We start from the raw sequence: 24,919 nt of genomic DNA on the forward strand, positions 1-24,919 counted from the left end.
CGGCGGCGTTGCGCCACCAGGTCATGCGCTGACGTCAGACTCGTCCCGGTCGTCGGCAGAGCATTGCGCAAGCCGGCGCAGGGTGTCGGGGTCGCTCCGCACACACAGGCGGCGTCGCCCGTCTTCGTCGACGTCAACGCCGACGGGCAACTCGTCGCCGCCCGCGCCGGCCGGGTCGACGAGAAGCTGCAGTTCGTCGGAGTCGACGAACAGCACGGCATCATCGTGCGACAGCCTCCACGGATGGCCATCGGTGGGCCACCGGCCACCGACGACCCGAATTTCATCGCCATCACCCGCCTGGTCCTCGTCCGCCTCAGCCTCGACGCAATCGATCCACAATTTCGCCGGCACCGGCCGGAAGTACACCGCGAGGCGTTGGCGGTTCAGGTCCAGGTCGACCGGCATTCCGATCGGCGGAAGCGAGGTGCCCTCGGGTTGGTCGTTCAGCGATTTCTTGACCTGACGAGAACCGATGCCAGTGCCGAACCAGTCGATGGTCAGGACGGTGGTGAAGTACTGAGCGATCGCCAGGGTCAACAAGCCGCCCGCCCCGGCGGCCCCGACACCGGCGGCCCCCGCCACCCAGGTCACCGGCAGCGCGAGCAGACCGACGATGGCCGCCGCACCCGCGGCCGTGGCCACTTTCCCCGCGGCGGTCAGGCTGAAGTCCGCATTGACGTCCGGCTCGGAGTTCTGCGCCGGGCGCACCCCCACGGTTCGCGGTAGCCGGTCGAATCGGTCGCGAACTCGCTTGACTTCCGCCTCGTATTCCTCGGTGCTGAGGTGACCGGCGCGCTTCTTGCGACCGGCCAGACTCAGCGTCTGTTCGAGGAGCTCGATGCTGTCTGTGTCCTCTCGCAGCAGCTCTTTGCCCTTGGGGTCGCGCGGGATGCCGCCGAGGCCCATTTCGTAGGTCACCTTGAAGTTGGCCTTGAAGTCGTACAGCTTGCTATCGGCGCTCACGGTGCCGTCGACGACCAATCGGCCGTCCTCGGTTCGCGGGACGATGTCGGCGTCGAGGGCGTCGAGGCTGCGGTCCTGTCCGCCGATGCTGATGGTCTTCGGACCCGCCAGCGCACATGGTGCCTCGGGGTCGAAGTCGCTCTCCTCGAGATCGAAACTGTTCATCACGGTGTCACGGACCTGCCGCAGAATGCTCCATCCGGTGACGGCCAAAGCCGCCCTCTCGCGGGGGTTTTCGGCGAGAACCGACGCGGGTAGCTCCTCGCCGGCGGGCAATTCGCGCAGTGTCTTCAGTTGCACCACCATGGATTCCTCGGCGGCCTCGCCGACGTCGAATCGCTGCACGATGGCGTCGAGTTCCTTGACCGTGCTGTCGTCTGCGGCCTCGGGGTCGACGTCCACCGGCGACGGCAGCAGCACCTGAATCCCGTTGTCTCCCATCGCCTCCAGTTGCGGGCGGACCGCATCGGCGATTTGGGCGGCAAGCGAGTCGAGCACCCTGGTGCGGGCCTCATCGTCGGAGAGGCCGGGGTGCTGCAATTTCTCCAGGTTCACCATCAGCTCCCCGGCGATGCAGTGGGTTATCCAGTAGGCCTCTGCATAGTCGAGTTCCCAGCTGATCCGCGGGTCTTGTCCGCCGAGAGCCGTGAGCCCGCCTTCACGCCGCTCGATGTGCGGACCGAACAGCCACCCCACGTGCTCATCCGGCAACGGGTTGGCCACGAGTACGGGGGCATCCTGGGCGGTGAAGTTCAGTGCGATCGTCTGCTTGCCGGGCTCGAGTTGGTGCGGCTCGAGCTGATCGTGAATTGTCAACCGTCCCAACAGCGGAATCTCGTTGTACACGATCTCGCGTGACTCTCCGGCACGCGGACCATCCGGAATCGTGATCGTCGCCGGGGGCAGCGATACCAGCGGGATGCAGGTAACCGAATCGATCACGATCTTGGAATCGAAAATCGCGAGGTCTATCGCGAAGTGCCGCAGCGGGTCGCGGGGTTCACCGTCGGCTTCCTCCTGCCACAGCCGCCGACGTGAGTCGAGGATGAACCAGACGCGATCCAGGGTGAGGTCAAGGGTGGCCGTCGCGGAGTAGCCGGCGCCGTCGACGGACTGCGTGTACTTGTCGCCGCTGAACATGTCGACCGTCTGATCCTGCACGCGTTCGCGATGAATCTCGATGATCGTGTCGGGGCGATGCATGTGATGACTCCGTCCCTCGGCGGCGCGCATGGTGCCGTCGTCGCGCATGCGGTCATGTCGGTCCGCTCAGTCTTCCCGTCGGCTTGTGGATGCTGTACCCAAAAAGGCATGTGTCGAGTCGCTCTCAAGTCAAATCGGGAGCAACGGCCGTCGACTTTTGTTAATCGGGTCGGCTCGGCGGGAATTCGGCGCGCTTCTCGATGGCCTCCCGATAGGCATGTACCCGGCCCGGGATCGTCCCGAGCACCGCGATGGTGCGACCGCCCCGCCCGTAAGCGCCGACGAATTCCCAGCCCTCCGGATTCCCTTCGATGACCTCGACAGCGTCGTAATCAGTTGGCACGCCCAGCATCTGCAGCTTGACATCGTATTGATCGGACCAGAAATACGGCACCGCGTCGAAGGCTTCGGCGTGCTCGGGCCCGGCCAGCAGTGTGCGCGCCGCGGCCTCGCCCTGACGTGCCGCGTCGTCCCAGTGTTCGGTACGCAGATGCCGCTCGTAGATCGGATGCCACCAGCGCGCCACGTCCCCGGCGGCGACCACAGTGCCGTCGCCGGTGGTGCCCTCGGCGGCGCCGGTGGCATCGCAGACCACCCCGTCGTCCAAATGCAGACCCGACCCGTCCAGCCAGCCCGTGGCGGGCGTAACGCCCAGCCCGACGATGACGACGTCGGCCGGGACGTGCGAACCGTCGGTGAGTCGAACTGCTTCTACCCGCCCCTTGCCGACGAATCCGTCGACGCCCACGCCGACGCGCAGGTCCACGCCATGCTCGCGATGCAACTTCGCCCAGAGCGGCGCCAGCTCAGCGCCCAGCGCTTGCACCAGCGGCCCGGAGGCCTTCTCTACCAGCACCACATCGAGCCCCAGCAGTCGGCAGGTCGCGGCGACCTCGCTGCCGATGAATCCGCCCCCGACCACCACGACCCGAGGCCGCGAACCGAGTCGTTCCCGGATGCTCAGACAATCCTCGACCGTCCGCAGCAGCAGCACGCCATCGGGGGCCTGACCGCCCGGCCATTCGCGCGGCTCGGCGCCGCTTGCGATGACGACTCCGTCGAAATCCAAGGACAGGTTCTGGCCGTCGTCGCGGACCTGGACAGTACGTCCGGACATGTCGAGGCCGACCGCGGTTGCGCCTCTGAGCACCCGCGCATCCATGTCGAACTGCGGCGCCATGTCGATGCCCGCCCGGTGCACCTGGCCGCTGAGCAGCTTCTTCGACAACGGCGGCCGATGGTACGGCGCCTGCCTTTCGGCACCGACGATGGTGAGGGCGCCGTCGTAGCCGTCGCGTCGCAGCGTCTCCGCCGCCCGCATTCCGGCCACCCCAGCGCCCACGACGACGACCTGACGTAGTCGACGATTGGTGGGCATCGCGTCAGTCCTCCACCACGATCGCCCGTGTGGGGCAGGACACTTCGGCGGCTTTCAGCGGTCCGCGCAGCTCCCGCCGTGGCTGCTCTTGGAGCAGGTGCAGCCCGTCCTCGCGTACGTCGAAAACCTCGTGGCACAGGCTCATACAAACGCCGTTGCCATCGCAGGTGTCAAGGTCCACCGAAACCTTCATCGCACTGCGGCCTTTCCTTCTATCTGTGCCCGTTCGCGGGCGGCCTTCGCCGCCGGCGAATTCCTGATGTACTCGACCGCCATCTCCGTGACCGCTTCGGGACCCGGATGATGGTGGGGTCGCATGTACCTAGCGGGTTGCGTCACCATCAGCTGCCAGGGACCGGGCAACTTGTACTCTCGGGCCGCGCGCAGCCAATCGCGCCAGCGCCATTTCTGATCGATGGTCGGGTCGTGGGCCATCAGGTATTTCGCTCCGGCAATCCACCACCCGTAAAACAGCGGGGTGGTCATCAACATCGAGAAGGCTCTGATGAAATAGTTGCCGCAGACGTGCTGGTAGACGTCGAAGACCAGTGAGCGGTGTTCGACCTCCTCGGCGCCGTGCCAGCGCAGCAGATCAAGCATCATCGGGTCAGTTCCGGCGTAATCAAGGCCGCGGTTCTGCAGCACCCATTGGCCCAACATCGCGGTGTAATGTTCCAGCGCCGCCACGTCGGCCAGCCGCCGATACAACCACCAGCGCTTCAACGCCGGTGGGAAGAATTTCGGCGGATCACCCAGCGCCACCGACAGCATTTTCCGGAGTCGCGAGGTGTACGGCTTGGTGTCAATGCCCTGTTCGGCCAGGTGATCGAGCACCACCTGATGCGCCCACGCGTGCCAGGACTCCTGTTGGATGAACGGTTTGATCGCCGCCTCCAGCTCTGGGTCATCGACCAGCGACGATGCCTCGAGAACGGCCTTGATGAAGTGCCGCTCCCCTTCGGGCAGGAGCAGATGCAGGACGTTCATCATGTGCGTTGAGAACGGGTCGTCGGGCACCCAGTGCAGTGGCGTCTCGGACCAGTCGAATCGGACCATCCGGCGGTAGCGCGGGTGTCCGTCGTGGTGAAGTTGGACCTCGGGCATCAAAAACTCCTCCCGCCGACCGACCATTGCAGTGTCGGTCGATCCCTTCTCGTCCCAGGAAGGTCGACCCGCGGCCGAATCGGACTGCAAGCGCGGATTGCTGCGAACAACCGTTCACTGGGCCGCGTACCCGCCCGAGTGGCCGGTTATGCATACCGGCGGTATCAGGATGCTGAGAGTTGTCCTGCTTATTGCGATGCGGGATCCGGATCGACGCCATTCGCGGCGTCACGCTACAGAGATGGAAAGGTTGATGCGGGATGCGGCCCGCGGTACTCGGTGGAGCTAAGGGGACTCGAACCCCTGACCCCCACACTGCCAGTGTGGTGCGCTACCAGCTGCGCCATAGCCCCGAGAAGTCGTGCCCATCGAAGTTACACCACCGGCAACCGCCGTTCAAAGTTGCTGCTCAGGCAGGTTCAACGTGTGCGGAGACGGCAGCGGCTCGGGCTCCGGGACGGGCACCGTCCGCGTTTCCGGCGCCGCGACCCAGCCGACCGCGGCGATCAGCAGAACGACCCCGCTGATGGTGAAGCCCCAGCCGTAGCTCAGCCGCTCGGCCACCCAACCGAGCGTCATCGAGCCGACGATCGCGCCCAGGTCGGACATCATCTGCACCGCTGCCACCGGACTGCCCGCGCGCGCCTCGCTGCCCAGGATGTCGGCGACCGCGGCCTGCATCGGCGACATGTAGATGCCCGTCACCGCACCGACCACCACCGCGACGACCAGAAACACCGGTAACGACGACGCGGCGCCCAGGAAGACGGTCGCCACACCGGACAACGCCAGGCCCACGATCATCAACGTGCGCCGTCCCATCCGATCGGACAGGTAGCCACTGGGGATCATGGCCATCGCATTGCCTCCGGCGAACGCCGCCAGCGCGATGCCGATGATTCCGACGCCGCGCCCCATGACGTCGGTGATGAACAACGGGATCAGTGCGACGCGAAGCCCGAAGGCCGACCAGCCGGTCGCGAAGTTGGCGCCCAGCGACGACCAATACGCGCGGAACCGCAGCGCCTCTCGCATGGTCACCGTCGATCGCGTCGGCGGCCCCGGCGCGGCCAGGGCCGAATTCCGCAGGCTGAAAAACAGCACCACCGCCACGCCCAGCAGTGCGACGCCGTACACGATGAACGGAGCGGTCAGGCCCCAGCCGGCCGCCAGTGCGCCGACCGCCGGCCCACCCACCGCCCCCACCATGAACGACGTCGTGAACAGGCCCGCCACCCGGCCGCGCGCGTCGGGCGGGCTGATATGGATCATCAGTCCCAGCGCCGAGACGTAGAACATCGTCGACCCGACGCCGCTGATCACGCGGTACACCAGCAATTGCCAGTAAGCCTGGGAAAACGCGCACGCGGCGGTGGCGACCGCGACGATCAGCATGCCGCCGATGTAAATCCGGCGCTCCCCCAGCCGCTGCACCAGCTGGCCGCTGATCGGCGCGAAACACAGTCGGCTCAACGAAAAGACGGTGACCAAAAATGTCACCGCCTTGATGCTGACCCCGAAACTGCGGGCGAAAGACGGCAGCGCCGGCGAAATCACCCCGTAGCCCAGCGCGACCATGATATTCGCCCAGCTGAGGATCCAGACTTCGCGCGGCAGACGCGTAGAACGCAGCCCGCGCCCCCCGGTGCGGTTGAGGCGAGGGGAAAGGGTCACCCGATGACTTTATTAACCACCTCGCGCGCGCTTTCCTGCACCTCCGCTAAATGCTCGGGCCCGTTGAAAGATTCCGCATAAATTTTGTACACGTCCTCGGTTCCCGACGGTCGCGCGGCAAACCACGCGTTGGCCGTCGTCACCTTCAATCCACCCAGTGGCGCGCCGTTGCCCGGCGCTGCGGTCAGCTTCCCGGTGATCGGCTCCCCCGCCAATTCCGTCGCGGTCACCTGGTCTGCGGAGAGCTTCGACAGCCGGGCCTTCTGGTCCCGGTCGGCGGGCGCGTCGACCCGCGCGTAGAACGGCGTGCCGTACTCCGCGGTCAGCTGCTGGTAGCGCTGGGACGGACTCAGCCCGGTGACCGCGAGGATCTCCGAAGCCAGCAGCGCCAGGATGATGCCGTCCTTGTCGGTGGTCCACACCGAGCCGTCCCGCCGCAAAAACGACGCCCCGGCCGACTCCTCGCCGCCGAAACCGATGGTGCCGCCGATCAGGCCGTCGACGAACCACTTGAATCCGACCGGCACCTCGATCAGCTTGCGGCCGATGCCGGCGACGACCCGGTCGATCATGGACGAGCTGACCGCGGTCTTGCCGACCGCGATGCCGCCCGGCCACGACGACCGCCGGGTGTAGAGGTATTCGATGGCCACCGCCAGGTAGTGGTTGGGGTTGAGCAGCCCACCGTCGGGCGTGACGATGCCGTGCCGGTCGGAGTCGGCGTCGTTGCCGGTGGCGATCTGATAGCGATCCCGGTTGGCGATCAGCCCGGCCATCGCGTCCGGCGAGCTGCAGTCCATCCGGATCTTGCCGTCGTGGTCGAGCGTCATGAACCGCCACGTCGCATCGACCAGCGGATTGACCACGGTCAGATCCAGGCGGTGCCGCGCAGCGATCTCACCCCAGTAGTCCACGCTGGCCCCGCCCAGCGGGTCGGCGCCGATGCGCACCCCGGCCGCGCGGATGGCATCGATGTCGACCACGTTGGGCAGGTCGTCGACGTAGTTGCCCAGGTAATCGTGGCGCTGCACGGTCTGCAAAGCCCGGGCCAGCGGAACGCGCTTGACCCCCGCACCGTCGCGCAGGATCTCGTTGGCCCGCTTGGCAATTGCGTTGGTCGCGTCGGTGTCGGCCGGCCCGCCGTTGGGCGGGTTGTACTTGAAGCCGCCGTCGGCGGGCGGGTTGTGCGACGGTGTCACCACGATTCCGTCGGCCAGCGCCTCGGTGCGGCCGCGGTTGTAGGTGAGGATGGCGTGGCTGATTGCGGGCGTCGGCGTGTATCGGTCGCGGGAGTCGATCATGGCAACGACGTCGTTGGCGGCCAGCACCTCCAGCGCCGACACCCAGGCCGGCTCGGAAAGCCCGTGCGTGTCCCGGCCGATGAACAACGGCCCCGTCGTGCCCTGCGCGGTGCGGTACTCGACGATGGCCTGGGTGATCGCCAGGATGTGCGCCTCGTTGAACGCCCCGGCCAGGGCCGACCCCCGGTGACCCGACGTGCCGAATGCCACCTGTTGAGCGACGTCACCGGGATCGGGCTGAACCGAGTAATACGCCGTCACCAGGTGGGGCAGATCGACAAGGTCTTCGGGCTGGGCCGGTTGACCGGCGCGAGGGTTGGCCACCATGGTTCTCAATTCTGCCCGTCTCCGCGTGCCCCCGGGCTGCGCCGGTCTGGAGTTCGGCCATACGCTGCGTAGCGCACCGGCGAACGAAGGGGATCAACACCAGTGGCGCAACGGGACTATCGCGAATTGGCCGCGGTGTTTGCCGGCGGGGCGCTCGGCTCCCTGGCCCGTGCCGCGCTGAGCACGCTCGCCGGCGGTGACCCGGCGAGCTGGCCCTGGCCCACATTCGCGGTCAACATCGTCGGGGCGTTCCTGGTGGGTTACTTCACCACCCGGCTGCTGGAGCGGTTGCCGACGTCGAGTTATCGGCGGCCGCTGCTCGGCACCGGATTGTGCGGCGGTTTAACCACTTTCTCGACGATGCAGGTCGAGACGCTGAAGATGGTCCAACACGGCCATTGGGGGCTGGCCGTGGGCTACAGCCTCACCAGCATCGTGCTGGGACTGCTAGCGGTCCACCTGGCCACCAAGTTGGTGCGCCGGGTACGGGTGCGCCGGTGAGCGCGGCGACGGTGACGACGGCTCTGGTCTGGGTCGCCGTCGTGCTCATCGGCGGCATCGGGTCGGTGCTGCGTTTCGTCGTCGACCGCACGGTGGCGCGCCGGGTGTCCCGGCCGTTTCCGTTCGGCACCCTCGCCGTGAACCTCAGCGGCGCAGCGCTTTTGGGCTTCCTCGGCGGGCTGGCTCTGAACAAGGAAGCCGCCCTGCTGGCGGGCACCGCCTTCGTCGGCGCCTACACCACGTTCTCCACCTGGATGCTGGAAACGCAGCGACTCGGCGAGGAGCGCCGACTGTATGCCGCACTCGCAAACATCGCCGTCAGCGTCTTGCTCGGTGAAGCGGCGGCGCTCATCGGACAGCAGCTCGCACAGCACCTTTGACGCCCCCGCCCGGCCATCAGGTGTCGCGCTGACGGGGGACGTCACCCGGGGTGCGGGGCAGCACGTACAGCGCCATCCGCCGATTCGCCATCTCATGCTCGCCGAGAAAGGCGCAGCCGCTGCGCTCACAGAACTTGCGCGCCAACGCATTGCGATGATCGGGATCGAACATGATGCGGCGACACAACGGGTCGAGGGCCAGGACGCTGGCCACCAGATGCGGCAGCAGGTAACTGACGTGCCCGCGTTCGATGTGGTCCAAATCCGCGACCGCGACGTGCAAACCCAGGTCGTGGGGGTCATGCTCATATCGCGGTGCGATGGAATCCTTTGCCGCCCTGTAGATTTCGATATATGCACGGTCCACGCCGTCCAGCGTGGCGATGAGCGGACGGGAAAACTCGCCCTCCAATTGCGCCTGAAGGTAGCGACGCCACCGCGCCACCGGCCAGTTGGACTCCCAGGCCTCGACCAGATGCAGCCGGCTCATCCACTCCGAGATCATCGCGGCGTCGGCGTCCGGGTCGGCAACCCGCAGACCGTACGGCGCGGGCAGCTGCGGGATGGGCGGCGGCGGGACGGCGCGGATCGCCTCGGGAAGGTCGGTCAGTTCCCGCGGAAGGATGGGTCCGGCATTGGTCATGTCAACGGCACGAGCCTACGACGCTGCCGGTTCGGCGCCGGTTCAGTGGGCCTTGAGCAGCTTGGCCAGGACGGCGGCCTGGCTGATGTCGAGGTCGCGGGTCGCGGTGACCAGCGTGACGGGGCCGCGCTTGGCGAGCTTGCGCAGCTCGTCCAGGGCGCTGTTGTCGCGCAGTTCGGACTTGTAGCGTGACGCGAATTCGTCGAACCGGTCCGGATCGTGCTGGTACCACTCCCGGAGGTCCTTCGACGGGGCGACGTCCCTGTACCAGATCCCGACCCGCGGGTCGTCTTTGCGCACGCCCCGCGGCCAGACGCGATCGACGAGCACGCGCTGCCCCTCGTCGGGGCCGACCTCGTCGTAGACCCGCGCCACCCGGATCCGGTTCTTGGCGCTCACCCCTGCCAGCGTAGCGATGAACCTAGGTCCCTTGGCCGGTGAAGCGCTCGACGTCGATGACCTCACCGCGGTTGATGCTGACCCAATCGCGCCCGCCCAGGTAGGGACGCAGGCTTCGGCCGATGACTTCGACATCGGCGGCCGATTTGGGCCGCTGCAGCTCGTACACGTGGGGCAGTTCGGCCATGCCGGTGACCACCTCCCACAGCCTCAGGGCCTCGGCGCCGGTCGGCGGATCCACCAGCACCGGCCCAAACAAGCACTGTCCCAACAGGAAAAGCGTCGGCACTCCGTAGCCACCGGCATCGACGACCCGCTGATGATCACGGTGTATCTCGTCGTGGGTGGTCGGGTCGTCCAGAGCCGCGTCCAACACCGACGCCTTTACACCGATGTCGCTCAGCAAGCGTCGGGCAACCGCGGGGTCGTGGGGTTTGCCGCCGAGCGTGTGCAGTTCACGCCCGATGGCGGCGTACCACCGATCCAGCAGCGCCATATCCGTCCGGCGCAGTAGCGCACCGATCCGCATCAACGACCAGCCGTAGGACCACTCCCGCTCCCAAGGATGCTTCTGGCCCTCTGCCCGGTTGATCTCCTCGAGGCTGAAGAACCGCCAGTCGACGGTGATGCCGAGTTGCTCGCGAACGTCGCGGATCCACAACGAGGTCTGGTAGGCGAACGGGCACATCGGGTCGAAATGAAAATCCACCACAACGCTCATCTCGGATCCGTCCCGCCGCTCGGTAGTGGCGCTCAGTAGTGATAAGTATCCGACGGGGCGGGCGAGTGATCTCGTTCTTCCTTGTCGATGTCCAGCGCTTCGATGCCGTACGCACGAGCCAGCTCGAGAATCTTGGTGGCCCGAGCGATGCGGGGCAGATCGGAGCCGTTGCGGATCTCTCCCCCGTCGCGCTCGAACTCGGCGAAAAACTCTTTCGCCCAGGATATTTCGTCCTGCGACGGCGACAGCCCCTCATTAACGACGGCACACTGGTCGGGCGTCAGGCAGATCTTGCCGGTCATCCCGAACTGGGTGGACACCGCGGTGGCCTCGATCAGTTTCAGGGGATTGGAGCCGATGGTCGGTCCGTCGATCGCGCTGGGCAGGTCGGCGGCCTTGGAGGCGATGGTGAAGCGTGACCGCGTGTACGCGAGGGTGGCCGGATCGTCTCCGAAGCCGGTGTCGCGGCGGAAGTCGCCGATGCCGAAGGCGAGCCGGAAGGTGCCCTTGGTCGCGGCGATCTCGGTGATGCGTTCCAGACCCCGGGCCGTTTCGACCAGGGCCACAATCGGCACATCGGGCAGGCGCTTCGCCGTCTCGGTGACGTGGTCGACCGATTCGACCATCGCCAGCATCACTCCGCCGACCGGGGTGGTGGCCAGGGCGGCCAGGTCGTCCGCCCACCAGGGGGTGCCGAAGCCGTTGATGCGCACCCAGTCGACGTTGCCGGCACCCAGCCAACCCACCACGTTGTCGCGGGCGGCGTGCTTGTCCTTGGGCGCCACCGCGTCCTCGATGTCGAGAACGACGATGTCAGCGCGCGAATTCACCGCGGATTGGAACCGATCGGCATGCGTACCGTTGACCAGGAGCCAACTCCGGGCGAGTACCGGGTCGATGCGAGAGCCGATGTCCTCGGCCTCGGCGGTGCTGTTGACCTGTTCGTACATTTCGGCTGATCCGTCGTCTCTGTGCGTCGGTGTCGGGCTTGTTGTCCCTAACCGTAGCGATTATCTCGAACCGGGGGTCCCAGATTCCCCCGCGTAATCGAAAGGCGGTTTGGACCGGCCGCGGCGCGGCGGTCGCCGATCAGTCTCCGGCCTCACCGAAATGGTTGCATCCCAGGGTAATAGGGCTTCACCGATGCCCTGACATGCTGCGGCGTTTAGCAGCGAGTATGCCGGGTATTTCCTGGTCAAGCCGCACTCAGCCCACAGTGCGCAATCCCACTCCCAAGTCATTGGAGGTACCGGCGATGGGAGATCTCATTGTTGAGTCCCCTGAGGAAGTTGTCGCGTTCCTGAAGGCGCAGCACAACCTCATCGAGGACATGTTCGACCAAGTGCTGCACGCGTCGGATCCGAAAGCCCGTGAGGAGCCGTTCGCAACGTTGCGCCAGTTGCTGGCCGTGCACGAGACGGCCGAGGAAATGGTCGTGCATCCGCGTGTGCGGCGGGAAGACGGTGACGGCGACGCCATCGTCGACGCCCGGCTCGAAGAAGAGCACGAAGCCAAGGAGCTGCTGTCGGCGATCGAGAAGCTCGATATCACCTCGGACCAGTTCATCAAAGAGCTCACCAAACTGCGCGAAGCCGTGCTCGAGCATGCCCGGCAGGAGGAAGACCAAGAGTTTCCCGTCTTGAAGCGCAAAGTGGACACCGACGACCTCAAGCGAATGGGCGCGGCGGTACGCGCCGCCGAGGCCATCGCTCCGACGCGCCCCCATCCGGGCGTGGAATCGGCGAAGCTGAACTTCGCGCTCGGCCCGTTCGCGTCGATGCTCGACCGCGCCCGCGACCTGATCGGCAAAGCCCTCGGCTAGCGAACCCGGCGCGGCTTCGGGCTTCCGTAGGCTCGACGAGATGAGTGTTGCCCCGGATACCACCGTTGCCCTCCACGACCGGTTCTTCCGCGAGTTGCCGGAGATGGCGGTCCGCTGGCAGGCCGAGACCTTCCCCGAGCTGCGGTTGCTGGTGCTCAATGAGCCGCTGTCCGCGCAGCTGGGCCTCGACGCCGCCTGGCTGCGTCGCCCCGAGGGGCTGCGCTTCCTGGTCGGCAACCTGGTGCCCGGCGGCGCCACTCCGGTAGCCCAGGCCTACGCCGGCCACCAATTCGGCGGCTTCGTCCCCCGATTGGGCGATGGGCGCGCGCTGCTGCTCGGCGAGGTGGTCGACGGTGACGGGCGGATGCGCGACCTCCACCTCAAGGGTTCCGGTGCCACACCGTTCGCCCGCGGCGGGGACGGCCTGGCCGCGGTGGGGCCGATGCTGCGCGAATACGTCGTCAGCGAGGCGATGCACGCCCTGGGCGTGCCGACGACACGATCGTTGGCCGTGGTGGGTACCGGGCGTCCGGTCCATCGCGAGGAAACGCTGCCGGGTGCGGTGCTCACCCGGGTGGCCGGCAGCCATCTGCGGGTCGGCAGCTTCCAATTCGCCGCATCCACCGGCGACGCGGACCTGCTGCGCCGCCTTGCCGACCATGCGATCGCCCGTCACCACCCCGGCGCCGCCGAGGCGGCGAATCCCTACCTCGCCCTGTTCGAGGCGGTGGTTGCCGTTCAGGCCTCGCTGATTGCCCAGTGGATGCTGCTCGGATTCGTCCATGGCGTGATGAACACCGACAACATGACGATCTCGGGCGAAACGATCGACTACGGACCGTGCGCCTTCATGGAGGCCTACGACCCCGACACCGTCTTCAGTTCGATCGATTTCTGGGGTCGCTACGCCTACGGCAACCAACCGGTGATCGCCGGATGGAACCTCGCCCGTTTCGCCGAAACGCTTCTTCCGCTGCTCTCGGAGAACTCCGAGGAGGCGATCGCGCTCGCCGAGCAGTCGTTCGGGGTTTTCCATACCCGCTATGACGCGGTGTGGGGTTCGGGGATGCGCGCCAAACTCGGTCTGCCGGCCGACGTCGACGCCGAATTCGCCACTGTGCTGGTCGAGGAACTGCTTCTGCTGCTCAAGCAGAACCACGTCGACTACACCTCGTTCTTCCGCCGGCTCAGCCACGCGGCGCGAATGGATGCCGAACCCGTCCGCGGATTGTTCATGGACCTCGCCGGCTTTGACGCGTGGTTGACGCGTTGGCGCGCCCTGGGTCCCGACGCCGACGCGATGGACCGCACCAACCCGGTCTACATTCCGCGTAACCATCTGGTCGAGGAGGCTCTCACCGCCGCGACGGCCGGCGAACTGGGCCCAATGGAACAACTGGTGGCCGCGGTAACGGAGCCCTACACGGAACGGCCAGGCCTCGAACGCTACGCCGCTCCCGCCCCCGAGGACTTCGGCAAGTACCAAACCTTCTGCGGCACTTAGCTTTTACGCCCCTTTGCGAGCTCAGCCTGTAGCTCGTCGAGGCGGCGCAGCGTCTGGTCGCGGGGTTCGGTGGGCAGGTCGACCAGTAGGTGCTCCACTCCCAGGTCGCGGTAACCCTCGAGTTCTTTCGCCGTCGGCTCACCGCCGTGGAAGTGGATCACCGGCACGTCCTTGCCGGCCACGTCACGCAGTTGGGCCAGCGGAGGCGCCAGTTGTTCTGCTGAAGCCGTCATCGACAGCCAGCCCGCGTTCAGCCGGGCGATGCGCTTGAAGCCCGCCGGCCCGCCGCCCAGATACAGCGGCGGATAGGGCTTCTGCAACGGCTTGGGCCAGCTGTAGATGGGGTCCAGGTTCACGAATTCGCCGTGAAATTGCGCCTTTTCGTGCGTCCAGATCTCGATCATCGCGTCGAGTCGCTCGTCGACGACGCGTCCCCTGACCGACGGGTCGACGCCGTGATTGGCGATTTCCTCCCGTAGCCAGCCCACCCCCACGCCGAATCGAAATCGCCCCTGCGACACCAGATCCAGCGATGCCACCTCTTTGGCGGTGTGAATCGGATCGCGCTGCGGGACCAGCGCGATCCCGGTTCCCAGAAGCAGGTTCTCGGTGACCGCCGCCGCGGCCGTCAGCGCCACGAACGGATCCAGCGTGCGGTAGTACTTCGGCGGAATCGGGCCGCCGCTCGGGTACGGGGTCTTGGCGTCGACCGGGATGTGGGTGTGTTCAGCAAGGAACAACGATTCGAAACCGCGCTGCTCGAGTGCCCTGCCCAAGTCCACCGGGCCAATGCCGTCGTCGGTAACAAATGTCAGCACACCGAAACCCATGACGCCCAGTCAACAGCATCACCGCTCGCCTGTCAGCGCGCACTTGCTCCGGCGGCCACTTGGCCGCGTTCGGTGACCGGGGCCAGCCGCGCCATTCCGCGCAGGATCCACGGCGTGCGCTTCGCTATCACCGCCATGGCGCGATCCGATCGACGCATCGACGTTCGCGGACCGGGCGTGGGCGCGGCGGCCAGCTGCACTTCGCGAGATTCCCTGCTCGTTCGGTCAACGGCGACCAGTTCCCAGGCGCCGGGAACACCACGCAACTCGACGACACCTCGCTGTTGGAAACCGATCCCGGAGCCGACGACCAAGTCACGAACCGTGCGTGACACCAGGATCTCCCCGCCATCGGCTTGCCCGAGGATCCGCGCCGCGATGTGCACTGCGATCCCCCCGATGTCGGCATCTAAGAGTTCGCACTCGCCGGTGTGGATGCCGATGCGAATCTCGATACCCAGTTTCTCGGCATCGTCGCGCAAATTCTCGGCGCATCGGATGCCCTGGGTCGGGCCGTCGAACGTGACGAGGTAGCCGTCACCGGTGCTCTTTACCACCGTCCCGCCGTATCGTTCGGTGGCCTCGGCGGTGATGTCGCCAAAGCGCTGCAGGACCGCGCGCCATCGCTCGTCGCCCGTCGCCGCGACGCGTTCGGTCGACGCGACGATGTCGGTGAACAGCACGGTCCGCAGGGCGCGACTCAACGGCGCCGGGGTCGCATGGCTGCCGGTGAGAAGCTCCTCGATCTCGGTCGCGATTCTGTCGGGATCGGTGAACCACGGCGCGTGATCGGTGCCGTCGAGCTCGACCATGCGCGCACCGGGGATGTGGTCGGCGAGGTACCTGCCCGCTTGCACCGGAACGCCGGGATCTCGCTTGGCGTGCACGATCAGCGTGGGCATGGTGAGGGTCGGCAGGATCGGCCGTACATCGATGTGGAACGCGGCTTCGAGGGTGGCCCGCGCCATTCCGGGGCTCGCGCACATCCGCTCGAGCATTCCCAGCTGGCGCACTGACCGGACCGACGGCAGCAGGCACTTGAGTGCCTCACCGCTTCCCCACGCCGACAAGACAGCCCGCCCGAATTTCTGGAAGCCGATGATCTGGTCCTCCGAGGGCGTGTACTCCTCGCCGACCTCACGTAGGGAGCGGGCCCGGAGCTCGGCCGGATCGGCATCGAGGTCATCCCAACCTTCGCCGGGGAGATACGCCGCCGTGCCGGTGAGGATCAGCGCCCGCGTTCGCTCCGGTCGCGTCGCGGCGAACAGGACGGCCGCCGGGCCCCCCTCACTCACCCCGAGCAGGGCCGCCCTGTCGAAGCCGGCGGCGTCCATGACGGCCTCGATCTCGGCCGCCCGGTCGTCCAGCGTGCGGACCTGTGGAACGGGGTCCGACAGCCCGACGCCGGCTTTGTCGAAAAGGATGACGCGGCAAAACGTCGCGAGCCGCTCCATGAAGGCCTTGAACTCGGGCATGGTCCAGTACAGCTCGACGTGGCTGGCGAACGAGCCAGCGAAGACGAGGTCGACCGGCCCGTCCCCAAAAACCTGGTACGCGAGGCTGAGATCCCCGCAGTTTGCATACGCCGTCTCCGGCACGCATTGAGAGTACCGATTGCATCAAGGTCTAGGACAGCAAATACTTACTGCTTCGCTTCAGCTCACGGCGCTGGTTCTTCGGGTGCCGCCCGGGTCGCCGTACGGGTGGTCGGACGTACCGCGCCCCAGAGCCCGGCGGCGACACCGACGGCGGCGCCGCCCAGGCCGATGATCTGCTGCGAGGGCTTCAACTCGCTGTGCACGCTCATCCCGCCGACCAGGTCGGCCACGTCGGCACCGGCTGAGGCCAGGAACCAGCCGCGGGTGTTCTTACCGCGCAGTGCCGCCGACGCGAGCAGGACACCGATCAGCGCGTCGCGATAGCCCATCGATCGCAGCAACAACTGCGCGGTCGGTGTCGGCTCGTCCGGGTCGCCCCACAGCTTGTTTGCGCGGAGCGGGTCGACGAGAAAGGAAACGCCAGAGGCAAGTCGGATGGTGCCCGCAAGAAGGCCGAACCGGTCAATTGACATGGTCTTCAGAGCCTAGGAGTAAACCGTCCGATCGTGCACGCATTCCCTCCGTGAGTCGCTCACGGCGCCGGGCAGGCGGCGGCGATCTGCAGCGACGCCGGCCACAGCACCGTGGCCAGCCCGAAGGCCATGGCGTCAGCGCCGGTGGGCGACACGGCCTCTATCCGCGCCTGAATTCGCTGAGTCTGGTCGGGGTGAACAACGGTCCACCCGAACCCAATACACAGGTATGGGATGGCCAGCCACGCCGCCAGTTCGATCAGCCCGCCGACGCTGACCTTGTGGCCGAGGATGCGCCGGACCGGGTCCATCGCGTGTTCGATTCCGCCCATGACCGCACTCCCCGCTACCGCAACACCAGTTTCAGAGCGTAGTCGACGACGACGTCGAGATCGGTGCCCAAATGGCCGGCGAGCCACTGCTGCGCGAGCTCGGCCATGGCGCCCGTGTACAGGGCAGCGGCCACCTCCGCGGCAATCGGATCCGAATCGGGATTGAGCCGCCAGCCTTCGGTCAGCACGCCCTCACGCAGCAGGTCCTGCGTCGCGCGACGCCGGGCGGCCAGCACCGGGTTGGTGCGGGCATCGGTGAACAACACCCGGCCGCGGCGTGGATCGGCCGAGGAGAAGCCGAGCACCGCAGCGATGCCGGCCCGGGTCCGGGCCCGCAGCGAATCCCCCGCCTGCTCGACCGCGGCCTCGATCACTTCGCTGAGCTGGTCGCTCACCCGGTCGTAGACCGCGCCGAGCAGATCGTCGGTGTCGCCGAAGCTTTCGTAGAAGTACCGCGTGTTCAGTCCACATTCCCTGCACACCGAACGCACCGAGACGGCCGCCTCACCCCCGCTGCCGAACAGTCGATAGGCGGCCTCGACCAGCAGCGCACGACGCTCGGCGCGGCGGTCCTTGAGCGGTATACCGGCCCACCGGGTGGGACTCGACATCCCTACAGCGTAGGTCGACATGGCCCGGGACTTGTCACACCCGTAGCCAAAACTTTATTCTGGTTACAGTCGTGACCAGAATTCTCGAGGAGTGCGCTGTGTTTCTGCCACACCAGATCGTCGGGCAGATGATCAACAAACGGTTGGACGACAACATGCGGCGGTATTTCTTCCGCGGCATGGAGTTCGCCGCGCCGGTCGGCGATCCGGGTTGGTTCGGCCCCGACAGTGCGGTGTGGCGGGTGCATTCGCACTTGCCCGCGCTGATCTTCGGCCTGCAGTGCGCCGCGTTCATGGAAACGCTGGACCCGTCGATCTATTGGATGGGCATGCACCACTCCCGGCTGATCAAGCGGGACAGCAACGGAAACCCGATATCGCAAGTGCCCCAAATCGATCCCGAAGGCGCCGCGACCCGCCTCGGTCACTCGGTGGCGTTCTTCATCGGCACGGCATACGGGTCGACGGAAACCGCCGAGCGCCTGGCGAAATCCGTGCGCGCAATGCACCACACCATCAAGGGCACTCGTCCCGACGGTGCCCGCTACGACGCCGACGACCCCGAATGGCTGCGGTGGAACTATGCGACCGTCGTCTGGGGCCTGGCCACCGCGCACGAGCTATATCACCCAATGCCGTTGCGCGGCAAGAGACTCGACCGGTACTACGGCGAGTTCGTCCGGGTCGGGCACGCGCTGGGAGGCACCGATCTGCCGACCACCAAGGCCGACACGCTCGAGTGCCTGGAGTCATATTTGCCGAAATTGGCTGTCACCCATGGGAAAGCGATGGGCACCGGCCCCAACGTCTCCATGCCGCAGGCGGCGGTCGACTGGGCCATCCGCGACACCATGCCGAAATGGGCGAAACAGATGCTGCAACACCGCGACTGCAACATCGTCGAACGGACCGCCCGCCGCACCGCGGTGTGGTCGATCATCAACGGCATCAACGCCGCATCGGGGCCGACCCCCGAGTTCCAGCAGGCGCAGGCCAGGGTCAAGGGGGGCACGACGGTCCCGCACACCCTGCCGACCTACGTGCTCGGCAGCGATCAGGTTCGCAGTCGCTCCGAGGTGGAGCGCAGCTTCCAGTCGGTCTAGTCGCTGCCGCTGCCACGGATGCTCGACACTGGGGACATCTCACAAAGTCCCCCGGCGAAACGTCTACACAGCGTGACAGTCAAACAACCGTTTGAGGCGGTGGTCGTCGACCACGGCTCCGCCGTCCTGCGGGTCTGCCGGGCCATCGTCGGGCCGATCGATGCCGACGATGCCTGGTCGGAGACCTTTTTGTCCGCGTTGCGCGGCTACCCGGATCTGCCCGCGAACGCCAACGTCGAGGCCTGGCTGGTCACCATCGCGCACCGCAAGGCGATGGACCTCACCCGAGCCCGGGCGCGACGCGCGGTGCCGACCGACAAGGTCCCCGAGACCGGCGGCCCGGCAGCTCCCGGCAGGGACGACGACCTCGCCGACGCGCTGGCCCGGCTCCCCGCCAAACAGAAGCAGGCCGTGGCCTACCACTACCTGGGCGGCCTGCCCTATTCCGAGATCGCCGCCATCCTCGGCGGCAGCTCCGACGCCGCGCGGCGCGCCGCCGCCGACGGCATCGCCACCCTCAGACGCACATACCCCGGCATCGCGGCCGGCACGACGGGAGAACACCGATGAGCAACGAACACGAAATGGCCGTCGACCTGGCACGGATCACCGACGCCACCGCCGACGACCTCGACGCACTGCACGCCCGGCTTGCCGCCGCGGCGCAACGCGACGGCATCCTCGACATCGCCTACCGCGTCGTCGACAGCCCGGTCGGCGCCCTGCTGCTGGCGGCCACCGAACTCGGTCTCGTCCGCGTGGCCTACGCCAGCGAGGGACACGACACCGTCCTGCAAAGCCTCGCCGACCGGATCAGTCCCCGCATTCTGCTCGCACCCGACCGGCTCGACGCGGCCGCACGGCAACTCGACGAGTACTTCGGCGCCAAGCGCCAGGAATTCAGCGTGCCGCTGGACTGGCGGCTGTCGGCCGGATTCCGCGCCACGGTGCTGCGTCATCTGCCCGAGATCGGCTACGGCCACACCGCAAGCTACGCCGCGGTGGCCAAGCTGGCCGGCAATCCCAACGCGGTTCGCGCCGTCGGCAGCGCCTGTGCCACCAATCCGCTACCGGTCGTGGTGCCCTGCCACCGCGTGGTACGCAGCGACGGCGCGATGGGTGGCTATCTCGGCGGCGCGGAAGCCAAACGCATCCTGCTCACTCTCGAGGCCGCAGCGTAGCTCGGGTCACAACGAATCCCGTTGCAGCAAAACCCGATACGGACTACTACGCGGCGCCCGGCGTAAGGGGCGGAAGGTCGATGACCGGCGCCGGCTGTGGCGTCGACGCCGGCGTCGGCGTCGGCGCCTTGGTGGCCTGTTGTCCCAGGTGCTGCGGGCAGTAGGCGCTCGCCGCGATCATGGTGAATTGGGCGGCGCCGTCCACCGTGAACCCCGGATTGCTCGACGACACGCTCTTGATGACCTCGACCTGGGGACTGCCCTCGTCCATCAGTTGGCACGCCCTTTTACCCACCCCGACGGCGGCATCGGGGTCCTGATAGGTGATGCCCGCTTGGTTGAGCGCGGCGAGGAAGCTCGCATCGGGTCCCGAAGTGCCGACCGGGTCGGCGTACGCCGGCGCGGCCACACCGATAAGGGCGGCGCAGCCGGCAAGCACTACCAGCATTCGCATGGCTTCATCCTCATATAGATCGCCTCCGTTGTCCTGCCGAGCCCCTGGGCTGTTTATAACCGCAAGTCGAGCCGGTTATGGCTCGTCCTCACCAATCCTGGCGCACGGCCGCGATGTGGTACACAGTGGCTATGCCCGCGCTGCCCCATCAACATCGTTGAGAGCCCCGGCGTGCACGACGATCGACTTCTGACTCCCGGCCAGACCTGCTGGCGCACCGCACGTGCCGACCGGTTCGCCCCCATCGTCGACGCGGCCGACTACTTCAAACACGTCAAGGCCGCGATGCTGCGCGCCCGTCACCGACTGATGCTGGTCGGCTGGGATTTCGATTCCAGGGTGCTGTTCGAGCGGGGTGAGAAGACCCTTCCCGGGCCAAACCAGCTGGGCGCCTTCCTTTATTGGATGCTGTGGAAACGGCCGGGGCTGGATATCTACCTACTGAAGTCGAATCTGCGGCTGCTGCCGGCCTTCGACGGCATCTGGTTCGGTCTGACACCCGTGTCGCTGCTGAACCAGATCAGCAGCAAACGAATGCACTTCGCCATTGACGGCGCGCACCCGATCGGTTCGGTGCATCATCAGAAAATCGTGGTCGTCGACGACGCGGTGGCGTTTTGCGCCGGCATCGATCTCACCCTCGAACGATGGGACACCCGGGCCCACCGCCATGAGAATCATCACCGCCGGACGGCGGGACGCGGCTACGGCCCGCGACACGACGTGGGGCTGGCGGTTGACGGCGCGGCAGCACGGGCCCTGGGCGACCAGGCGCTGGCTCGCTGGCAGGCCGCGACGGAGCAATCCTTGACGCCGGTCGAGGCCAAGCACAGCGCCTGGCCCAGCAAGCTGGCGCCGAGCCTGCGCAACGTCGACGTAGGAATCGCACGCACCGTGCCGCAGCTCGGTGATCGCCGGGAGGTCCGGGAGGTCGAGGCGCTCAACCTGGCCGCCATCGCGGCCGCGCGCGCCACCATCTACGTGGAGAACCAATACCTGGCGTCCCGCACCATCACCGAGGCACTGGCCGCGCGCCTCCGGGAAGACGACGGGCCCGAAATCGTGATCGTGCTCGCGCGTAAAGGCAATAATCCGCTCGAGCGGGGAACCATGGACAGCGCGCGCCACCGGCTTATCCAGCTGCTGTGGGAAGCCGACAAGCATGGCCGGTTGGGCGTCTACTGGCCGGTGACCGACGGCGGCGCGCCGATCTACGTCCATTCCAAGGTGCTGGCGGTCGATGATCGGCTGTTGCGCATCGGCTCCTCGAATTTCAACAACCGCTCGATGGGGTTCGACAGCGAGTGCGACGTCGCCATCGAGGCGCAGCCGGCCAATTCCGAACACGACGACCTGCGCCGCGAAATCACCTCGGTGCGAAACGAATTGGTGGCCGAGCACCTCGGCGTACCGGTGGGCGAGCTGGAAGAGGCGATCAACGAACACCGGTCGGTCCGCAAGGCGGTCGAGTCTCTCCTGGGGGACGGCAAGACGTTGTGCCCATTCACCGAGCGCACCGTCGCCGACGAGGCGGGCCCGCTGGCCGAGAACGACCTGATGGATCCCGACCACGTCCCACGGTCGCTGACGCGCAGCGTTCAGCGGTTCATCACCGGCCTTCGGGGTTGACCGGTCGGCGATTTGGGTGTGGGTTGCGGCGAACTCGGCTTAGTGTGGGCAGAAGCGCCAGTGGACTAAGGACGAGCACCAATGAGCATCGACGACGAATCCGTCACCACGCTGGAGGACCTCCGGGGCGACCTGGCGCAGCGGTACAAGCGGACGCCGACCGGTGGGGGTTCGGTGGACAGCGCGATCGTCGAGGCCGACATGGCCGCGCTCGATCGCGACGGCTACGTCATCTGGGAGAACCTGCTCAGCACCGAGCAGTGCTCGCAGATCCGTGACGTCGTGCGCCCGTGGCTGGGGCACTCCGGACGCAATTCCTTCGAAGGCCTGCGCACCCAGCGCATCTACAGCGTGCTGAGCAGGACCCGGGTATGTGATCGGCTGGTCGACGCTCCCCGGGTGCTGGCGGTGCTCGATCGCCTGCTGATGCCCAACTATCTGCTTTCGGCCTTGCAGGCCATCAACATTCAGCCCGGTGAGGCCGCGCAGCTGGCGCACCACGACGACGGTTTCTACCCGATACCGCGGCCCCGCGCCCCGTTGGCGGCCGCGACGATCTGGGCGATCGACGACTTCACCACCGACAACGGCGCCACCGTCGTCTACCCGGGCAGCCACCGCTGGGGCAAGCGCCGGCCGGGGCCCGACGACCAGGCGGTACCCGTCGTAATGCCCGCGGGGTCGTGCGTCTTCTTCGTGGGAACCCTGTGGCACGGCGGGGGCGCCAACAACACGGAGCGCGAGCGCCTCGCCGTCACCGCCCAGTACTGCGAACCGTGGTTACGGCCGATGGAGGCCTTCACCCTGTCGACATCGCGCGACATCGCGCGAGCGGTCTCCGACGACATTCGCCGGATGCTCGGCTACAGCATCCATCCGCCGTTCGTCGGCAATGTCGACGGCCTGCATCCGTTGCGGCTGTTGGAGATTGACGCTCCGTAGGCTTGTGACGCCTTCTGGCCCCTTGCCCACCCTCGTCGTCACGGATCTGCTCGTGGTGATGTGCCGTGCGCTGGCCGGCTTCACAGTCCCGCTTCCCCTTCGATGAGTCAATCGCATCCCGGCACGAACATGGCCGATGCGCCCAATCCCCGGTTTGAAGCGCCGCTACCTGGCTATTCTCAGTTCTGTCATGACGCGTCGAGCGGGCCCGCCCGGCGAGCAAGAAGCAGATTCGACGACGGCCGGGCCCCGGAATCGCCCGCACCGCAACCACAGGATGGTGGCCGGTGCCAAGGTGCTGGCCGCGTTGATATCGCTGATCGTGGTGGCCGTCCTCGGCATCGCCTGGCACGCCTACCGCAGCGCGTCGGCAGGCATCACCAGATCCGAGGCATTGGCGGGTGAACCCGCGTCCACCGGAAGCGATCAAAACATCCTGATCATGGGCCTCGATAGCCGCCGTGACCAGCACGGACAGCCGCTACCGCCGGAGATCTATGACGCCCTGCACGCGGGTAACGAGGACTCCGCTGACGGCGATTCCGACGCGCTCATCATCGTGCACCTACCCGGTGGCGACGGTCCAGCCACGGCGATCTCGATCCCCCGCGACGACTATGTCGATCTGGCCGGATGCCCAACCTCGGATTGCCGCGGCAAGATCAAGGAGGCATACGCCTACGCCTACCAGCGGGTGATGGCCGGCCATGGCTCCGCGGGCTCGCAGCCGAATCCGACGCCGCTGCAAGGGCAAGACTCGACGGCCAAAGAACAGGCGGCGCGGGAGGCGGGCCGCAGGGCCGAAATCAGCACCGTCAAAAGTCTTCTGCAAATCCCGATCGATCATTTCATCGAAATCACCCTGGCCGGGTTCTTTCAACTCGCGCGGGTGGTCGAACCGATCACGGTGTGCCTCGCCGCGGACACGTCGGACCGCTACTACTCCGGCGCGGACTTTCATAAAGGGGTGCAACAGATCAGCGCGACTCAGGCGTTGGCCTTCGTTCGGCAACGCCGCGACCCCAACGACGCGGCGTTCACCGACCTTGATCGAAGCAGGCGCCAGCAGGCCTTCATCGTCTCGGTGGTCGGTGCGATGCGTCGCGGCGGGACGTTGTCGGACCCCACCAAACTGCACGCCCTGTTGAACGTCGCCAAGCAGAACGTCGCCGTCGACGCCGGCTTCGACTTCGACGAATTCGTGCACAATGCCTTGGCATTCCCCGACAGGCCCGTCGCGCTGTACACCCTGCCGGTCACCAGCTTCGGCGAGCTCTCGAACGGCGCCTACGTGAACTTCATCGACATACCCACCATCCGCTCCATCGTGCACAACCTGGTGGGCGCCGATTCGTCGACCGCACCCTCGACCAGCAGCCCCATTACGGCGGCCCAATCGGACAGCGGCGCGCAGAGCACCCCCGGCAGCATCGCGCTCGATGTGGTCAACGCCTCGGGCCGGGGAGGCGAGGCCACCAATGTCCAAATACTTTTGGCGACTGGGCAATTCAGTGAGGGCAAGGTCAGTACCGCCGACTCCACTGCCGAGACGAGCACCATCAGCTACGGCCCCGGCGCGAAGGTGGCCGCGACCGAGCTCGCCGACGAGTACGACATAACGGCGACCGCATCCGACGTTGTGCCCCGCAACACGGTGCGGCTGACCGTCGGGACCGATTTCTCCCGATTTGACCGCAACCGCACATACACGTCGGATTCGACGACGACGACCGCCGCGGCGCCCGTCACCACGGTGCCGGCCACCGGTGCCGGGACGCAGGAACCTGCCGTTACCAACCTCTCGCGGATGACCGCCGACGGCATTCCCTGCGTGAAATGACAA

26 protein-coding genes and 1 tRNA gene are annotated in these 24,919 nt (G+C 66.7%); 10 read left to right on the forward strand and 17 right to left on the reverse strand.

Annotated elements, in window-relative coordinates:
* Positions 1–21: 21 nt before the first annotated feature.
* The 7 genes from A5688_RS04770 to pgm form a co-directional block, all read right to left on the reverse strand.
* Entirely contained in the window at positions 22–2,217 is a 2,196-nt protein-coding gene (locus tag A5688_RS04770) for a hypothetical protein (protein WP_067909086.1), read from the reverse strand.
* Between the two features lie 112 nt (positions 2,218–2,329).
* Positions 2,330–3,547: an NAD(P)/FAD-dependent oxidoreductase gene (locus A5688_RS04775; RefSeq protein WP_067909083.1), complete on the reverse strand. Its 1,218-nt coding sequence runs from the start codon at positions 3,545–3,547 to the stop codon at positions 2,330–2,332.
* A 4-nt stretch (positions 3,548–3,551) separates the two neighbouring features.
* On the reverse strand, positions 3,552–3,740 hold the full coding sequence (locus A5688_RS04780; RefSeq protein ID WP_067909082.1) for a ferredoxin: 189 nt from the start codon (positions 3,738–3,740) through the stop codon (positions 3,552–3,554).
* Positions 3,737–4,651 carry a metal-dependent hydrolase gene (locus A5688_RS04785; protein ID WP_067827276.1) on the reverse strand — a complete coding sequence of 305 codons (915 nt, stop codon included), beginning with the start codon at positions 4,649–4,651 and terminating at the stop codon, positions 3,737–3,739. The genes A5688_RS04780 and A5688_RS04785 overlap by 4 nt, the downstream gene beginning before the upstream one ends.
* Before the next feature lie 280 nt (positions 4,652–4,931).
* Positions 4,932–5,004 (reverse strand) — tRNA-Ala (locus A5688_RS04790).
* 43 nt (positions 5,005–5,047) lie between these two features.
* Positions 5,048–6,229 carry an MFS transporter gene (locus tag A5688_RS04795; protein WP_067827226.1) on the reverse strand — a complete coding sequence of 394 codons (1,182 nt, stop codon included), beginning with the start codon at positions 6,227–6,229 and terminating at the stop codon, positions 5,048–5,050.
* A gap of 92 nt (positions 6,230–6,321) precedes the next feature.
* A complete protein-coding gene (pgm, locus tag A5688_RS04800) occupies positions 6,322–7,953 on the reverse strand; it encodes a phosphoglucomutase (alpha-D-glucose-1,6-bisphosphate-dependent) (RefSeq protein ID WP_067909076.1) in 1,632 nt (543 codons plus the stop codon).
* A 102-nt stretch (positions 7,954–8,055) separates the two neighbouring features.
* Here pgm and crcB (A5688_RS04805) point away from each other — a divergent pair, with 102 nt between their 5' ends.
* Positions 8,056–8,454: a fluoride efflux transporter CrcB gene (gene crcB, locus A5688_RS04805; RefSeq protein ID WP_067827220.1), complete on the forward strand. Its 399-nt coding sequence runs from the start codon at positions 8,056–8,058 to the stop codon at positions 8,452–8,454.
* Positions 8,455–8,465: 11 nt separating this feature from the next.
* Positions 8,466–8,834 (forward strand): fluoride efflux transporter CrcB, encoded by a 369-nt coding sequence (gene crcB, locus A5688_RS04810; RefSeq protein WP_067827273.1) that lies wholly within the window; start codon positions 8,466–8,468, stop codon positions 8,832–8,834.
* A gap of 16 nt (positions 8,835–8,850) precedes the next feature.
* On the opposite strand, the gene A5688_RS04815 is transcribed toward crcB (A5688_RS04810), so the two are convergent.
* From A5688_RS04815 to A5688_RS04830, 4 genes are read right to left on the reverse strand one after another with little or no spacing between them, the layout of a single operon-like run.
* On the reverse strand, positions 8,851–9,477 hold the full coding sequence (locus A5688_RS04815; RefSeq protein WP_067909073.1) for a GNAT family N-acetyltransferase: 627 nt from the start codon (positions 9,475–9,477) through the stop codon (positions 8,851–8,853).
* A gap of 42 nt (positions 9,478–9,519) precedes the next feature.
* Entirely contained in the window at positions 9,520–9,876 is a 357-nt protein-coding gene (locus A5688_RS04820) for a DUF488 domain-containing protein (protein ID WP_067909070.1), read from the reverse strand.
* Positions 9,877–9,898: 22 nt separating this feature from the next.
* A complete protein-coding gene (locus A5688_RS04825) occupies positions 9,899–10,597 on the reverse strand; it encodes a DsbA family protein (protein WP_067827212.1) in 699 nt (232 codons plus the stop codon).
* 32 nt (positions 10,598–10,629) lie between these two features.
* Positions 10,630–11,547 carry an HpcH/HpaI aldolase/citrate lyase family protein gene (locus A5688_RS04830; protein ID WP_067827210.1) on the reverse strand — a complete coding sequence of 306 codons (918 nt, stop codon included), beginning with the start codon at positions 11,545–11,547 and terminating at the stop codon, positions 10,630–10,632.
* A gap of 305 nt (positions 11,548–11,852) precedes the next feature.
* Between A5688_RS04830 and A5688_RS04835 the strand changes: the two genes are divergently transcribed.
* Complete coding sequence (locus tag A5688_RS04835; protein WP_067827206.1) at positions 11,853–12,419, forward strand: hemerythrin domain-containing protein; 567 nt, start codon at positions 11,853–11,855, stop codon at positions 12,417–12,419.
* A 40-nt stretch (positions 12,420–12,459) separates the two neighbouring features.
* A complete protein-coding gene (locus tag A5688_RS04840) occupies positions 12,460–13,923 on the forward strand; it encodes a protein adenylyltransferase SelO (protein ID WP_067909068.1) in 1,464 nt (487 codons plus the stop codon).
* Here the strand turns inward: A5688_RS04840 and A5688_RS04845 are convergent.
* The 5 genes from A5688_RS04845 to A5688_RS04865 form a co-directional block, all read right to left on the reverse strand.
* Positions 13,920–14,753: an LLM class F420-dependent oxidoreductase gene (locus A5688_RS04845; RefSeq protein ID WP_067909065.1), complete on the reverse strand. Its 834-nt coding sequence runs from the start codon at positions 14,751–14,753 to the stop codon at positions 13,920–13,922. The genes A5688_RS04840 and A5688_RS04845 overlap by 4 nt on opposite strands.
* Before the next feature lie 32 nt (positions 14,754–14,785).
* Positions 14,786–16,351 (reverse strand): adenylate/guanylate cyclase domain-containing protein, encoded by a 1,566-nt coding sequence (locus A5688_RS04850; protein WP_067909063.1) that lies wholly within the window; start codon positions 16,349–16,351, stop codon positions 14,786–14,788.
* Positions 16,352–16,413: 62 nt separating this feature from the next.
* Positions 16,414–16,824 (reverse strand): DUF4267 domain-containing protein, encoded by a 411-nt coding sequence (locus A5688_RS04855; protein WP_067827194.1) that lies wholly within the window; start codon positions 16,822–16,824, stop codon positions 16,414–16,416.
* 59 nt (positions 16,825–16,883) lie between these two features.
* On the reverse strand, positions 16,884–17,156 hold the full coding sequence (locus A5688_RS04860; protein WP_067909060.1) for a hypothetical protein: 273 nt from the start codon (positions 17,154–17,156) through the stop codon (positions 16,884–16,886).
* Positions 17,157–17,170: 14 nt separating this feature from the next.
* A complete protein-coding gene (locus A5688_RS04865; RefSeq protein WP_067827188.1) occupies positions 17,171–17,767 on the reverse strand; it encodes a TetR/AcrR family transcriptional regulator in 597 nt (198 codons plus the stop codon).
* 98 nt (positions 17,768–17,865) lie between these two features.
* Between A5688_RS04865 and A5688_RS04870 the strand changes: the two genes are divergently transcribed.
* The 3 genes from A5688_RS04870 to A5688_RS04880 all read left to right on the forward strand — a co-directional run bounded on the left by A5688_RS04870 (position 17,866) and on the right by A5688_RS04880 (position 20,051).
* A complete protein-coding gene (locus tag A5688_RS04870; RefSeq protein ID WP_067909057.1) occupies positions 17,866–18,870 on the forward strand; it encodes an oxygenase MpaB family protein in 1,005 nt (334 codons plus the stop codon).
* A gap of 72 nt (positions 18,871–18,942) precedes the next feature.
* Positions 18,943–19,440 (forward strand): RNA polymerase sigma factor, encoded by a 498-nt coding sequence (locus A5688_RS04875; protein ID WP_242660220.1) that lies wholly within the window; start codon positions 18,943–18,945, stop codon positions 19,438–19,440.
* 14 nt (positions 19,441–19,454) lie between these two features.
* Positions 19,455–20,051 (forward strand): methylated-DNA--[protein]-cysteine S-methyltransferase, encoded by a 597-nt coding sequence (locus tag A5688_RS04880; protein ID WP_431602646.1) that lies wholly within the window; start codon positions 19,455–19,457, stop codon positions 20,049–20,051.
* A gap of 46 nt (positions 20,052–20,097) precedes the next feature.
* Here A5688_RS04880 and A5688_RS04885 read toward each other — a convergent pair whose 3' ends face one another.
* Positions 20,098–20,505 carry a DUF732 domain-containing protein gene (locus tag A5688_RS04885; RefSeq protein ID WP_165607450.1) on the reverse strand — a complete coding sequence of 136 codons (408 nt, stop codon included), beginning with the start codon at positions 20,503–20,505 and terminating at the stop codon, positions 20,098–20,100.
* A 171-nt stretch (positions 20,506–20,676) separates the two neighbouring features.
* Here A5688_RS04885 and A5688_RS04890 point away from each other — a divergent pair, with 171 nt between their 5' ends.
* The 3 genes from A5688_RS04890 (at position 20,677) to A5688_RS04900 (ending at position 24,916) form a co-directional block, all read left to right on the forward strand.
* On the forward strand, positions 20,677–22,134 hold the full coding sequence (locus A5688_RS04890; protein WP_067909049.1) for a phospholipase D-like domain-containing protein: 1,458 nt from the start codon (positions 20,677–20,679) through the stop codon (positions 22,132–22,134).
* Positions 22,135–22,215: 81 nt separating this feature from the next.
* Positions 22,216–23,076 carry a phytanoyl-CoA dioxygenase family protein gene (locus A5688_RS04895; protein WP_067827168.1) on the forward strand — a complete coding sequence of 287 codons (861 nt, stop codon included), beginning with the start codon at positions 22,216–22,218 and terminating at the stop codon, positions 23,074–23,076.
* A gap of 277 nt (positions 23,077–23,353) precedes the next feature.
* Positions 23,354–24,916, forward strand: coding sequence for an LCP family protein (locus A5688_RS04900; protein WP_067909046.1), 1,563 nt, complete (start codon positions 23,354–23,356; stop codon positions 24,914–24,916).
* Positions 24,917–24,919: the final 3 nt, after the last annotated feature.

Source organism: Mycobacterium mantenii, from assembly GCF_001667865.1.
GTDB classification, from domain to species: domain Bacteria; phylum Actinomycetota; class Actinomycetes; order Mycobacteriales; family Mycobacteriaceae; genus Mycobacterium; species Mycobacterium mantenii_A.